Source organism: Exiguobacterium sp. s149 (genome assembly GCF_018618395.1).
In the GTDB taxonomy this organism is placed as follows: Bacteria; Bacillota; Bacilli; order Exiguobacteriales; family Exiguobacteriaceae; genus Exiguobacterium; species Exiguobacterium chiriqhucha.
In genome coordinates this window covers 43,732-56,646 of record NZ_JACSLZ010000010.1, presented here as the reverse complement: position 1 = coordinate 56,646, position 12,915 = coordinate 43,732, and the positions used below count along the sequence as shown (strand labels likewise).

The 12,915-nt window shown below is 55.7% G+C and carries 13 protein-coding genes; 8 read left to right on the top strand and 5 right to left on the bottom strand.

The window, feature by feature from the left end; genetic code table 11:
* The first annotated feature begins 17 nt into the window (after positions 1-17).
* Genes KNP81_RS12650 through KNP81_RS12640 form a run of 3 tightly spaced genes read left to right on the top strand, consistent with a single transcriptional unit; the run spans position 18 to position 2,175 of the window.
* Entirely contained in the window at positions 18-788 is a 771-nt protein-coding gene (locus KNP81_RS12650) for a DeoR/GlpR family DNA-binding transcription regulator (RefSeq protein WP_214720213.1), read from the top strand.
* A gap of 14 nt (positions 789-802) precedes the next feature.
* Positions 803-1,465: a copper homeostasis protein CutC gene (locus tag KNP81_RS12645; RefSeq protein ID WP_214720212.1), complete on the top strand. Its 663-nt coding sequence runs from the start codon at positions 803-805 to the stop codon at positions 1,463-1,465.
* A gap of 59 nt (positions 1,466-1,524) precedes the next feature.
* Positions 1,525-2,175: a DUF975 family protein gene (locus KNP81_RS12640; RefSeq protein ID WP_214720211.1), complete on the top strand. Its 651-nt coding sequence runs from the start codon at positions 1,525-1,527 to the stop codon at positions 2,173-2,175.
* Positions 2,176-2,190: 15 nt separating this feature from the next.
* On the opposite strand, the gene KNP81_RS12635 is transcribed toward KNP81_RS12640, so the two are convergent.
* Genes KNP81_RS12635 through KNP81_RS12625 form a run of 3 tightly spaced genes read right to left on the bottom strand, consistent with a single transcriptional unit; the run spans position 2,191 to position 5,073 of the window.
* The gene (locus KNP81_RS12635) at positions 2,191-2,424 is read right to left on the bottom strand and encodes a DUF2188 domain-containing protein (protein ID WP_021067563.1); all 234 of its coding nucleotides are present in this window, start codon (positions 2,422-2,424) and stop codon (positions 2,191-2,193) included.
* 46 nt (positions 2,425-2,470) lie between these two features.
* A complete protein-coding gene (locus tag KNP81_RS12630; protein ID WP_214720210.1) occupies positions 2,471-3,343 on the bottom strand; it encodes an NAD(P)-dependent oxidoreductase in 873 nt (290 codons plus the stop codon).
* Positions 3,340-5,073, bottom strand: a complete 1,734-nt coding sequence (locus KNP81_RS12625) for an ABC transporter ATP-binding protein (RefSeq protein WP_214720209.1) — start codon at positions 5,071-5,073, stop codon at positions 3,340-3,342. The genes KNP81_RS12630 and KNP81_RS12625 overlap by 4 nt, the downstream gene beginning before the upstream one ends.
* 105 nt (positions 5,074-5,178) lie before the next feature.
* Between KNP81_RS12625 and KNP81_RS12620 the strand changes: the two genes are divergently transcribed.
* The 5 genes from KNP81_RS12620 to KNP81_RS12600 all read left to right on the top strand — a co-directional run bounded on the left by KNP81_RS12620 (position 5,179) and on the right by KNP81_RS12600 (position 11,928).
* The gene (locus KNP81_RS12620) at positions 5,179-6,285 is read left to right on the top strand and encodes an exonuclease SbcCD subunit D (RefSeq protein WP_214720208.1); all 1,107 of its coding nucleotides are present in this window, start codon (positions 5,179-5,181) and stop codon (positions 6,283-6,285) included.
* Positions 6,282-9,293 carry an AAA family ATPase gene (locus KNP81_RS12615; protein ID WP_214720207.1) on the top strand — a complete coding sequence of 1,004 codons (3,012 nt, stop codon included), beginning with the start codon at positions 6,282-6,284 and terminating at the stop codon, positions 9,291-9,293. Before KNP81_RS12620 ends, KNP81_RS12615 begins: the two co-directional genes overlap by 4 nt.
* A gap of 5 nt (positions 9,294-9,298) precedes the next feature.
* Positions 9,299-10,081, top strand: coding sequence for an AAC(3) family N-acetyltransferase (locus tag KNP81_RS12610; protein ID WP_214720206.1), 783 nt, complete (start codon positions 9,299-9,301; stop codon positions 10,079-10,081).
* 40 nt (positions 10,082-10,121) lie between these two features.
* Entirely contained in the window at positions 10,122-11,009 is an 888-nt protein-coding gene (locus KNP81_RS12605) for an alpha/beta hydrolase (protein WP_214720205.1), read from the top strand.
* Between the two features lie 70 nt (positions 11,010-11,079).
* On the top strand, positions 11,080-11,928 hold the full coding sequence (locus KNP81_RS12600; RefSeq protein WP_214720204.1) for a sulfite exporter TauE/SafE family protein: 849 nt from the start codon (positions 11,080-11,082) through the stop codon (positions 11,926-11,928).
* Positions 11,929-12,057: 129 nt separating this feature from the next.
* Here the strand turns inward: KNP81_RS12600 and KNP81_RS12595 are convergent, their stop codons facing one another.
* Positions 12,058-12,246, bottom strand: coding sequence for a hypothetical protein (locus tag KNP81_RS12595; protein WP_214720203.1), 189 nt, complete (start codon positions 12,244-12,246; stop codon positions 12,058-12,060).
* Between the two features lie 63 nt (positions 12,247-12,309).
* Positions 12,310-12,840 carry a biotin transporter BioY gene (locus KNP81_RS12590; protein WP_214720202.1) on the bottom strand — a complete coding sequence of 177 codons (531 nt, stop codon included), beginning with the start codon at positions 12,838-12,840 and terminating at the stop codon, positions 12,310-12,312.
* Positions 12,841-12,915: the final 75 nt, after the last annotated feature.

The following is a 12,915-nucleotide window of genomic DNA, read 5'->3' as shown; positions in this document are numbered from 1 at the left end:
GCGGAGGAGGCAGGGAAGTGTCTTTAATTGGAGAAGAACGTAAACAAAAGATTGTTGAATGGATTGAACGGGAAGGCAAAGTGAAGACGAGCGAGTTGATTGAACGGTTGAACGTCTCGGGGGAGTCAATTCGCCGCTACTTAGAAGAGCTTGAGAAAGAGCATCGAATCAAGCGGGTGTATGGCGGGGCGGTGCTCCATCAGAGCGTCTCATTCCAACCGATGATGATCTCGAACATGGACGGGATTCGTCGCATCGCCTATACGGCGTTTCAGCTCGTCGAGGATGATATGTTGCTGTATATCGGACACGGCGTCGCCCCAGAGCAAGTTGCGGCCAGACTTCGTGGACGAAATTTGACCGTCGTCACTCCGTCGCTCATGGTCGCCAAGGCGCTCTTTGAACAACGGGCCAAGGGCGTGTTTACTGGCGATATCCAATTACTCGGTGGGACGATTGATCCGAAACATCTCGTCACCGTCGGCGAGCACGTCCTGCAGCAACTGAAGGCGTACGTGTTCGATATGGCCATCCTGTCTGTCGAGGGCGTCGATGCCTCGCTCGGCTTGACGTGTGATGCCCATGGTCTCTCGACCGTGACGCAGGCGGTCATCGATCAATCGCGTCAATGTTACTTGCTCGCCGACCACACCCAGTTCAATCAACAAAAACGCTATCGGGTCTCCGACTTTTCAAAGGTGACGACCATCATCTCTGATTTTCCGGAACCGACGGATTGGAAGCGCGCCCTGGCGGAGCATGAGGTCGAGTGGCGCTTCGCACCATAACGAGGAGGGATTTCATGATTGAAGTGATTGTGACGACGTTGACCGAAGCCAAGACGGCTGAACGGTTCGGGGCGGACCGGCTCGAATTGATTGCCGATCTGCCGGCCGGCGGGACGACACCGAGTTTCGGGACGATTCGTAACGTGCTCGAACAGGCTACCATTCCTGTGCACGTCATGATTCGGCCCCATGCGGACTCGTTCGTCTATGACGAGGAAGATGAAGAGACGATTTTGGCTGATATCGGTCTTTGCCGTGAACTCGGGGCCGATGGCATCGTCTTCGGAGCCTTGACGAGCGAAGGGCGTATCGATGAGGCGCTGCTCGGAGAAGTGATTAAACATAAAGGCGAGATGGTGCTCACGTTCCATCGGGCCATCGATGACGCGGCCGACTTGATGGACGCAATCACGGTGCTAAACGACTTCCCAGAAGTTGACCACGTCTTGACGTCCGGAGGACAAGCGACGGCACTAGAAGGCATAGACCGATTAAGTGCGATGCATGAGGTGGCGGAGATGAACGTCCTCCCGGGTGCCGGCATCACGGCCGATAATGTGGCGCAACTGATCGACCGGCTAGGCGTTGATTTCGTCCATGTCGGAAGCGGGGTACGGACCGAGGGCCGCTTGGATGAGCACAAGTTCAAGGCAATCAAACAACAGATGGCACGCTAAAAAAAGTCGGCTGACTGTTTTTTTGCTATAATGAAGAAAACGATACTGTAGGTGAAGTCATGCAATCATCAGTCTATAAACAATTTGCTCTTCGGATGTTGTCCGGCAACTGGGGCATCTCGCTGCTTGCGGTCGTGGCGACGATGCTCGTTCAGGCGGTCATCACGACGCAGCTCGATTTGGAATCGACCGACCCGAGCGTCCTGTTCGTGTCAATCTGTCTGCTGTACGGTGCGACCGTCTTGCTCGCCCCGCTCGAACTGGGACGCAACTGGGTGTTCCTCGATATCGCCAAAGCCGAGAAGCCATCGTTCGGGCTCTTGTTCGATGCGTTCGGTTCGCTCAAAGATTACGTTCGGTCCGTCACGTATTATGCCGTCTTTTATCTCGGGTTGAACGTGCTCATGCTGTTCTTGATTGTCCCTGGTGTCTGGTTCTATTTGACGTATCGCATGGTCCCGTTCGTGTTACGGGACCGACCGGAACTGTCTGCGTTTCAAGCGATGCGGGAAAGCCGGCGTCTCATGCGCGGCCATAAACGGACGATGTTGCGCTTGTATGCGAGTTTCATCGGCTGGTACGTCCTCGTCATGTTCACGGGCGGATTGGCCTATATCTTCGTACAGCCTTATATCAGTACGGCGCTCGCCGGGTTATATGTTGAAATCAAGGCAGCGACAGATGCAAACGAACAACCGGTCGGCTCATGAGCCGACCGGTTGTTTTTATGTTCCGTGCCGATCCGACTTTTGTGGGTCAGGAGCGTCACGAAACTCAGATTTCTCTTCTTTTGAGGCATGTTCGTGCCATTTCTTCGCTTGTTCCGTGGCGATTGGAATCGCCTTTTGATCGGAGTAACCTTGGGCGAGCAAGGCGTTGGCGATATCGATGGCTTTCTTTTTGACGAGCGGGTCGAAGTTTTTCAGTGATTCCGGATAGTCTTTCATATTCCATGGCATCTGTAATCGCTCCCTTCTGTACTACTAATTCCACGAGCGGGACGATTCAAACGTCCTGATGCATGTAGTATTCGATGAGCGCCTGCGTCCCGTTCTCGCCGTAGCCGTTCTCTTCGAGGATGGAGTACAGTTTATACGCCAACTCGAGGCTCGGCAGTTTGATGTTCAACTGTTCGGCGCTCTCGAGGGCGAGTTTCATGTCCTTCAGGAAATGCTTGATGAAGAAACCAGGAGCATAGTCCTCGACAATCATCCGGGGAACAAGGTTCTCGAGCGTCCAGCTGCCCGCGGCACCGCCCCGAATCGTCTGGCGCAATTGATCGGGATTGAGCCCGGCCCGTTTCGTGAAGGCGAGCATTTCGGCGTTGCCCATCATGATGCCGGCGATTGCGATCTGATTGGCGAGTTTCCCATATTGGCCGCTTCCGGCATACCCCATCCGTTCAATCGATTGGCCCATCGCCTCGAACAGCGGTCGCGCCTTCGTGAAGGCGTATTCGCCGCCGCCGACGAGAATCGACAACGTGCCGTTCTTGGCACCGACGTCACCGCCCGTGACCGGTGCGTCGAGCGGGAGCAAGCTGCGATCGATTGCGGCATCAGCGATCCGTTCGGCCAGGAGTGGCGAAGACGTCGTCATATCAATGACGAGCGTTCCTGGCTCAGCCGATTGCAAAATCATACCGTCCCCGAAATAAAGACTCTCGACGTCAGACGGATAGCCGACGATGGTGATGACGGCATCGGCGTTTTGACAGACGGCTTCGACCGAATCACACCAACGGACACCTTCCGCAAATAAATCAGCCGCTTTCTCTTTCGTCCGCGTATACGCTTGGACTTCGAATCCCGCCTTCATTAAGTTTCTGACCATCGATTGACCCATCACACCGAGTCCGATAAATCCGACTGTCTTCATAGTTGATTGCCTCCTAAAAGTTGTTGTTTCACGAGTCGTTCATAGAGCACGTTTTCCCGAAGCAACTCTTGATGTGTCCCGAGCCCGCTGATGCCGCCGTCCTCGAGCACGACGATTTGATCGGCATGTTGGACGGTCGAGAGCCGATGGGCGATGACGAGTGTCGTCCGTCCTGTCATGAGCCGGTCGAGCGCTTCTTGGACGACACGCTCGGATTCCGAGTCAAGGCTTGATGTCGCCTCGTCGAGCAATAAGATTTGCGGGTCACGTAACAGCGCCCGGGCGATGGCGAGTCGTTGGCGCTGTCCACCAGATAGCCGGACGCCGCGCTCGCCGATTTCCGTGTCGAGCCCGTCCGGCATCGCCTCGATGAACGACCAGGCGTTGGCCATATCACAGGCGTGACGAATCTCGTCCTCGGTCGCGGTCCGGGTCAAGCCGTATAAGATATTTTGCCGCACCGTCCCGGATAAGACGGGCGAATCTTGGGCGACGTAGCCGATGACTTGCCGCCATTCGTTGCGGCCGTAGGTTGAGATGTCCCGGTCCCCGTAATGGATGTGTCCGCTCGACGGAAGGTAGAACTGCTCGACGAGGGCGAACAGTGTCGTCTTGCCGGCACCGCTGCGTCCGACGATGGCTGTCGTGGCACCGAACGGGACAGTGAGCGTCACGTCGTCAATGACAGGTTGGTCGCCATAGCGGAACGTCAGGCCCTCGAACGAGAGCGATGACTGCCGAATCGTCGACGGCTTATCCGTGTACGGTTCCGGCTCGATGGCGAGCAGTTCCGAGATTCGTTCGGTGGCCCCGCGTGCTTTTTGGAGCCGAGTGATAAACTCCGTCATCGTGATGAGCGGCGTGATGATTTGGAACAAGTACAGCATGAACGCGAGCAACGAACCGGTCGATAAGGCACCGGTCGAGACGCGATAAGCCCCGAAGCCGAGAATGGCGATCAGCATCGCCGTCAACGTGACGTTCAGGAGCGGAATCAAAATCGCTTGAATCCGTCCCTCGCGCACACCGAGGCCGAAGAGACGCTCAATGCGTCGTTTTCCTTCTGCGACCTCGACGGATTCGGTCGCCTGTGATTTGACGAGCCGGATCTCTCCGAGCAGTTCAGCGAAAAACCCGGACAAGTCACCGAGCTCATGTTGCGTCGCCTTGGCGATTTTCCGAAGTTTACGCCCGAGCGGGATGACGATAAGAAGTGTCGTCGGCACGGAGAACAAGATGACGAGCGTCATCTGCCAATCGAGCGTGAACAAGATACCAACGGCGCCGATGACCGAGACGAACGACGTCAAGAGACGGACGCTCTGTTCGGACAAGAGCTGCTGCAACGTCGTCGTGTCGTTATTTAACCGTGAGACGAGATCCCCTGATTTGACGCCGTCATAGAACGGGATTGGGAGGGCGACGAGATGCTCCCATAACGTCGTCCGCAAATTGGCGACGACCCGTTGTCCGACGATATGTAGCCAATAAATCGAAATCGCACTCGAGACGACTTGGATGAGAAACGCCGTCACGAAGATGGCGACGAGGCGGGCGTCGAGCGCGGCCTCGCTCCAATTGTCGACGACGCGTTGCAAGATGAGCGGAATGGCGAGTGAAGCCATCGCTTGAAGCAATGAAATCAATACGGCACCGATAAACAGACCTTTCGGTGGTTGAGCGACACGGAACAAGCGCAGAAAGGCTTGCCATGTAGATGTGGACTCCATGATACGTCCCCCTTTCCTATTAACTTTCGCTGTTTCGAAAACAAGTGTCAAGACGTCGAATCGTACACCGGAATAATGCTAGAATGGAATCAGAGGTGAAGTCGCATGAAATGGATACATACGGCCGATTGGCATTTAGGTAAAATCGTCCACGGCCGCCATATGACAGAAGAACAACAAATCATTTTATTTGAGTCTTTCTTACACATCGTCGACGAGGAGAAGCCTGACGCCATCGTCGTCGCCGGTGATTTATATGATCGGGCCGTGCCGCCCGTTGAGGCCGTCGATCTGCTCGATGAGATGTGGCGCGCGCTCGTCCTCGAGCGGGGCATCCCCGTGCTCGCCATCGCCGGCAATCATGATTCGGCCGAGCGGCTCCAATACAGCTCCAAACTGTTGACGAAAGTCGGTCTCCATATCGTCGGGAAGGTTGACCCAGGCACAGGGCCGATTGTCGTGAACGACATCCCATTTTATTTGATGCCGTTCCTTGAGCCGGCGCGCATCCGTTATGCGTTCGGCGACGAGTCGATTCGGACCCATCATGACGCACTCGCCGCAGTCATTGACTCATACGGGGCGATTGATGCACGCGCGGTCGCCGTCGGCCACAGTTTCGTCGCCGGTGGACTCGAGACCGATTCCGAACGGCAGCTGTCCGTCGGGACGGCAGGGCAAGTCGCCAAAGGACTATACGCGCCGTTCGGCTATACGGCACTCGGACACTTGCATAACCGTGACGCCATCCGCGACGACCGGGTCGCGTACAGCGGCTCGCTCATGAAATATTCGTTCTCCGAGGCGTCCCATATGAAATCGGTCGACGTCATCGAATGGGACGGGACATGGACACGCCGTCGGCGCCCGCTAAAAGCGCGACGAGATTTGCGCATTTTGACCGGGACGCTGAACGAGCTACTCGACCCGTCGTTTTATCAAGATGAGGCCGTCGACGACTATTTGAAAATCGTCTTGACCGATGAACGTGCGTTATTCGACCCGATGGCGAAATTACGGACCGTCTATCCGAATATCTTACACCTCGAACTCGAGTTGTTGCGTCGCCAAGACCAGACGTCCCGCTTCGAACGTGAGAAGCTCGAGCGGCAATCAGTCGAGGATGTATATATGGACTTCTTTAAAGCCGTCCACGGCCGCGATGCCGATGCGACGGTGCAACGCTTCTTAGAAGGGGAGGAATCGATTTGAGACCGGAACAATTAACCATCTCCGCCTTTGGTCCTTACGCCGAGACGGAACAAATCGATTTTACGCAGCTTGAAGGACGATCGATGTTCGTCATCAGCGGCCGGACCGGTGCCGGAAAGACGACCATTTTTGACGCGATGACGTTCGCACTCTATGGCCGGGCCAGCGGGGCGCTCCGGAACGCCAGCGATTTCCGAAGCCAATATGCGGACCCGGAACGGAAGACTGAAATCGACTTCACGTTCACGATTCGCGACGAACGGTATCGGATCGTCCGCCAACCACAACAGCCGCACCCGAAAAACAAGACACCGATTCCGCACGAGGCGGTGCTCTATGAATGGAAAGAAACATGGAAACCGTTGGCGACGAAAGTGAACGACGTCGAGCAGACGATTGAATCGTTGTTGCAGCTGAGCTATGAGCAGTTCAGTCAAATCTTGCTGTTGCCGCAGAACCAGTTCCGTCAGCTCCTCGATTCCGATTCGACGAAGAAGCAACAGATTCTGCAATCAATCTTCAAGACGGAGGCGTACCGCGCCTTTCAGGAGGATTGGATCGAACGTTACGGCAAGTATCGCAAACGAGTCGAATGGGCGGTCGAGACGACGCGTTTAAAACTGTTGGAACTCGAAGATGAGGCCGTCGAGGACATGTCGACCCGCAACTTGCCTGAAATCGTAACGTGGCTCGACGCCCGGGAGGAGCGACTCTTGGCGGTGCGGGACACGCTACAGGCAAAGCGCCGGACTGGTGAGGAACGACTCGAGGCGCTGCGCCGAGAAGTAAATCAAGCGACCGCGCTCGCAGAGTTGATGGAAGAGCGGGACGTGCGCGCAACCGCGCTCCAAGCATTCCGCCAAGCGGCACAAGCACGCGAAGAACGCCAGGCGCTCATCTTGCGACTTGAACAAGTGGCGAGCATCAGCCCGCTCTATCAACGTACCGAAACGGTGCGTCATGATATCGAACGGTTGACCCGTGAACGCGATGTATCCCGTCAACGAGACGAAGGCTACACGAGACAGTTGGAGGAGTTGAAGGCAGAAGCAGAGGCCATCACGACCATGCGCCAGGAGGCAGACCAAGCGACAAGTCGCGTCAATGCGATTGACGAGATGTTGCCCTATGTCGATGAATGGCACCGGGCCACTAGACGTCGGGATGACTTGAAACGCCGGTTGGAGCCGCTCAGTCTGTTCTCAGAAGAAGCGCGTCTCCAGGAGCTCCGAGCGACCGAAGGTGAACTTGCGGCTAAACTGGAACACGCACCGGCCCCAGACCAACTCGTCGAGGCCGAACGACTGTATAGTCAGCTCCAACATCAGGTTCGACTCGAGTCGAAAGTGGCAGAGGTCACGGAACGACTCGGTGCCTGTGAACGCAACGGGAAGGAAGTCCAACGACAATTCACCGCCCAGACGAAACAGGTCGACCAATTCGTCGAGGCCGAGCATGCGCTCATGGCCGACACGCTACGCGAGCATCTCGAAGCGGGGGAACCTTGTCCGGTCTGCGGTTCATTGACCCACGGACACGTCGAGCGAATGGGGACGTCCATCGACCAAGCTGGTCATCGCTCAGCCGTTGAGACACTGAAACGGATTGAGGCCGACCTCCATGAAGCTCGGGCGGATTATCGGGCGCTCAAACGCCAACTCGATGAACTGATCCGTGAACGCGATCTCGCTCGACTTGAGTTGAAGCTAGATGATGCAGCTGACACTGCGATGCAACACCAAGACGCCCGCATCCGTCAGTTGCGTCAAGAAGCCGAAGAACGACAACGGATGGAGCGTCTCCTGCGGTCGACCACAACCGAATTGAAGCAACTCGAGACGGCGAAGCGTGTGCAGGCTGAAGAACGACAGAAGTTGTTCGAACAGCTCCAAACCGTCCAAGAGAAGCTTCAGTCGATGCGTCAACCGGATGGGACGACGTTAGAGATGTTGCAGACCGAGCGGAATCAGCTCGCGACGCGACTCGCTCACATCGAACGAAACGTGGAGACGTATGAACGTCGGCTTGAAGAATTGAATCGATTGAAGTGGGGGGAAGCGGAACGACTCCGTCTCCTTGGCGAACAACTCGAGTTCGAACATGCTCGTCTTTCCGAAGCGACGGCTGAACTGGAGGCCGCTTTCGAGAGAATTGAGTTGACTGAAGCTGTGTTCAAGGAGTATCGCTTGCGCGTCGAGCAACTGCCCGAACTACGCGAGCGCCAAGCGACTGAGCTTGAGGAAGGTGTCCGGCTCGAACACGCCGTCAAGGCGCTGAACGAGAAAATCGGGGACCGTCCGCGACCAGACCTTGAACGCCTCCAGGAGAAGTTGCACGAAGAGGGCCGTTCGTTCGAAACGCTGTCGGAACAACTCGTGACGGCGGACGGGCAATTGAAACGCCATCGTCACATCGTCGCCGAATGGAACGCGTTACGGGAGAAGACGGATGAGGATCAACGGAATCTGGAGACGGTCAAATTGATCGCCGACACCGGACGTGGCCTGAATCCGCAAAAATTGACGTTCGAGACGTACGTGCAGACGGCGTTCTTCGATCAAATTCTCCATGCGGCCAACGTCCATCTCGATCAAATGACGAGCGGACAGTTCCAATTGGAGCGGAAAATCGAGACGGCGAAAGGAAATGCCAAGTCGGGTCTCGAATTATTAGTCTTTGACGCCTATACCGGTCAGTCACGCCGGGTCCAAAACTTATCGGGCGGCGAAGGGTTCAAGGCATCGCTCTCGCTCGCCCTTGGATTGGCCGAGGTCGTCCAACAGTTGAGTGGCGGGGTCAGTCTCGAGACGATGCTGATCGATGAAGGCTTCGGGACGCTCGACGCCGAATCGCTCGATCAAGCGATTGAATTGCTCATGTCGCTGCAATCGAGCGGCCGGCTCGTCGGGGTCATCAGCCACGTCCAAGAATTGAAAGACCGGGTCGATGCCCGGATTGAAGTCAAGAAATCAAGGAGCGGGTCAACGATCCAGCTCATCGTGGAGTGAGACCGATGAAACATATGGAAACGAAAACAACGTTAGTGGCCCACCTGCAAGAGGCGGGCATTCGACGAGGGGACGCACTGTTCGTCCACACGTCGCTATCAAAACTTGGCTGGGTGTGCGGCGGGCCTCAGACGGTCATCGAGGCGCTCCAAGAAACGGTCGGACCGGACGGGCTCATCATGATGGCGACCCAGAGCGGGGATAATTCAAATCCCGCTGAATGGGAAGCCCCACCGGTCCCAGTCGAATGGTGGCAGACCATCCGTGATGAGATGCCAGCGTATGACCCGGCGAAAACAGCGACCCGAGGGATGGGTCGTGTCCCAGAGCTGTTCCGCTCGTATCCGGAAGTGTTCCGGAGCGATCACCCGATGTGGTCGGTCGCCGCGTGGGGACGGGACGCCGAACACATCGTGGCCGGACATACGCTCGACGTCGGCTTCGGGCCAGGGTCGCCGATTGAACGGATGATTGAGCGCGATGCGAAAATATTACATCTCGGTTCGCCGCTCGATGCGACAACGTTATGGCATTATGCCGAATACGGGATTGACGGTCCGGTGAAGCCGTTCGAATGTGCGTTAATGGAGAACGGTCAACGGGTGTGGAAGACGTTCGAGCATACCGACGTCAACAGTGACCCGTTCGGTGCCATTGGAGAGAATATCGTCAAACGGGCGGACGTCAAGACGTTCACGATTCACGAGGCGACATGTTACGTCATCCCGTCTGAGACGTGGGAGCCGGTACAACATGCGCTCGTCGCCTTACGGAGCTGGCTCCGGTGAGACGGCTGATGCGAACTATACTTAGGAGAGGGGCACTGCGATGAATCGTTGGGTCAAATATATGGGAATCGCCGTCGGCGTATTGGTTTTCGTCGCGTTTCTTGCCGTCGTGGGCATCTCGGCCCACATCGGGGATCAATTGACGTCACCTGAACGGGAGACGTTGACGTTCACCCCTAAGACGCTAGGCGTCAAGTATGAGAACATCACGATCGAATCAGAGGATCAACAGGAATTATACGGCTGGTGGATCCCGCACCCGACGCCGCGTGCGACGATTGTCTTCGCGCATGGCTACGGGAAGAACCGTGAACAATCCGATTTGCCGCTCAAAGAATTGATTCCGGAATTCCATGAGCAAGGGTATCAGTTTTTGACGTTCGACTTTCGCGGCTCCGGAATTTCAGAAGGGGATCGCGTGACGGTCGGGGCAAAGGAGCAATCTGACCTTGCTGCCGCCATCGCGTACGCGAAAGAGCGCTCGGACGGGCCCATCGTCTTATATGGGGTTTCGATGGGTGCCGCGACAGCACTCGCGACGGCTGACGAGACCGATGTCGCCGCCGTCATCGCTGATAGCCCGTTCAGTGACCTCCGCGGCTATCTCGAGACGAATCTGCCGGTATGGAGCGATTTACCGAACTTCCCGTTCACACCGGTCATCATGACGGTGACGCCTTGGTTTACGGGGCTCGACGCGGATGTGGTCAAACCGATTGACGATATGGCTCAAATCGAGGCACCGGTGTTATTGATTCATAGTCAAGGTGACGATGCCATTCCCGTAAGCGAGAGCGAGCAATTGGCCAAAGCCGGCGAGGATGTCGAACTGTGGGTGACCGAGAATGATGGGCACGTGCAGTCGCATCGATCGTTCCAAACCGAATATCGCCGGACGGTATTCGAATTTTTAGAGCGTGTGTTGTAAGTGAGGGGCGCAACATGCGCTCCTTTTTTGTTATGATTAGTTATGAAAAGGAAAGAAAGAAGGTTTGTTCATGGACGTCACAGCATTACTATCGTTTCTTTTGCTCGGAACGCTCATCGGAATTTTGAGCGGATTCTTCGGCATCGGGGGCGGGATTTTACTCACGCCGCTCTTGCTCGTCTTCGGATACGAGGCGAGCGCGGCCATCGCCCTCAGTCTCATGCTCACGCTCGGGTCAACGACGGCCGGTACGATCTCCCATATCAAATTAAAGAACGTCAATCCGAAACACGCCCTCTTAATTGGCGCGTTCGGGGTCGTCGGGACGTGGGTGGCGACGCCGCTCGTATTTTATCTAGAGACACTCGACGGCGCGAAGCCGGTCATCTCGCTCGCCTATATCGCGCTGTTGACGTATTTCGCCGTCTCGTTCTTCCGGTCGAAACAGCACGAAGAGGGTAGCGTCGATTCGGAGTCGGTCCCACGCCTCGGGTTCATCGGGTTGTTCGGCGGATTCATCTCGTCACTTATGGGTGTCAGCGGTGGGTTCGTATTGACGCCACTTCAAGTCAAGTTACTCAACACCGAGATGAAACGGGCCGTTGGGACGAGTATCGCCGCGGCGTTCCTCATCGTCGTCTCGGGCGTGATCAACTATGCCGTCGCCGGAGCCGATGCGAACTATTGGCACGGCTTGGCGCTCATCGCCGGTGCGATGATTGGTTCACCAATCGGGGCGAAACAGTTGCAGCGGTTCAGTTCGCAACTCGTCAAAAAGGCGCTCGGTGGCTTCTATGTCGCCGTCGCCATCAGTGTCGCCCTCAATTTGCTCGGTTATAACGATCTCTCGCTCGGACTGCTCGTCGTGCTCGCACTCTCGTTCATCGTCGCGCTGTTCATCCGACCGCGTTCGAAGTAATCCTAAACCCTCGTCTACGGACGGGGGTTTGTTTGTGGGAACCATTCCATTGGTATTCAAATCGACGAGACGTACCAAGCATTCTTAACCAGTTCAGCACAGTAAAAAACCCCGTCCGAGGACGAGGTTTTAACGTCTGGCAATATGGTCAATGTTTTCTTGAATCTCTCCGACTTTACTTTTCGCTTCCAGCAGACGTCGTTCGAACGCCTCGATATCGCGCTTCTCGTGCCGCGTCTCGTCTTTCCCGCGTCGTTGTCCTTTCGGAAAGCGATGGGTCGCTTTAGCCAAACGTTTTTTAAACGTCGAATCGCTCATAAGGACACCCCCTTCCATACTATATACGTTCCACCTATACTTTCCGCTGAAACGTTTGAACCTTCAAGAGGCGAGGGTTTTGCGCATTTGAGGGTTGGTGGACACTTTATAAGCGATAGCTGCCGCCAACACTGCTTTGATTAAGTCGCCGATGATGAACGGAATGTTCACTTTGAGCGCATCGATGAACGTCATACCAAACACGGCTTGCAACCCAAGACTGCCGAGCAAATAGACAAGACCGAGTCCAAATAAGACGTTGTAGCCGATGAGGGCAGGGAACGAACGATGCCGTTCCGAGAACCATCCAATCAAAAAGGCCGCAATCGGGAAGGAAAGCAGATAGCCGACCGTCGGACCGACGAACGGTGCAAGTCCGCCCGAACCGCTCAACACCGGTAATCCGATTAAACCGAGCAAGAGATAGACGACGACAGCGAGTCCACCTTTTTTGGCCCCAAGGATCGAAGCGACGGTCATGATGCCGAGCATTTGCAGCGTGATTGGCACAGGGCCGATCGGGATAGCGATTGAACCGATGCTCGCGAGCAGGGCGGCGCCGATAGCGATTTGCGTTAAATCATGAATCTTCATTATGTAAACCCCTTTTCTGTTAACGTTAACTAAAATAAGGTTAACACCATTGGATAAGGTTGACAAGCATAAAAT

What these genes read in the sequence shown, in the direction of transcription:
- KNP81_RS12590 (WP_214720202.1), bottom strand. Translation starts at nt 12,840, where the DNA reads ATGAAGATTCATGATTTAACGCAAATCGCTATCGGCGCCGCCCTGCTC.
- KNP81_RS12625 (WP_214720209.1), bottom strand. Translation starts at nt 5,073, where the DNA reads ATGGAGTCCACATCTACATGGCAAGCCTTTCTGCGCTTGTTCCGTGTC.
- KNP81_RS12640 (WP_214720211.1), top strand. Translation starts at nt 1,525, where the DNA reads ATGCAATCATCAGTCTATAAACAATTTGCTCTTCGGATGTTGTCCGGC.
- KNP81_RS12635 (WP_021067563.1), bottom strand. Translation starts at nt 2,424, where the DNA reads ATGCCATGGAATATGAAAGACTATCCGGAATCACTGAAAAACTTCGAC.
- KNP81_RS12630 (WP_214720210.1), bottom strand. Translation starts at nt 3,343, where the DNA reads ATGAAGACAGTCGGATTTATCGGACTCGGTGTGATGGGTCAATCGATG.
- KNP81_RS12600 (WP_214720204.1), top strand. Translation starts at nt 11,080, where the DNA reads ATGGACGTCACAGCATTACTATCGTTTCTTTTGCTCGGAACGCTCATC.
- KNP81_RS12605 (WP_214720205.1), top strand. Translation starts at nt 10,122, where the DNA reads ATGAATCGTTGGGTCAAATATATGGGAATCGCCGTCGGCGTATTGGTT.
- KNP81_RS12610 (WP_214720206.1), top strand. Translation starts at nt 9,299, where the DNA reads ATGAAACATATGGAAACGAAAACAACGTTAGTGGCCCACCTGCAAGAG.
- KNP81_RS12645 (WP_214720212.1), top strand. Translation starts at nt 803, where the DNA reads ATGATTGAAGTGATTGTGACGACGTTGACCGAAGCCAAGACGGCTGAA.
- KNP81_RS12620 (WP_214720208.1), top strand. Translation starts at nt 5,179, where the DNA reads ATGAAATGGATACATACGGCCGATTGGCATTTAGGTAAAATCGTCCAC.
- KNP81_RS12595 (WP_214720203.1), bottom strand. Translation starts at nt 12,246, where the DNA reads ATGAGCGATTCGACGTTTAAAAAACGTTTGGCTAAAGCGACCCATCGC.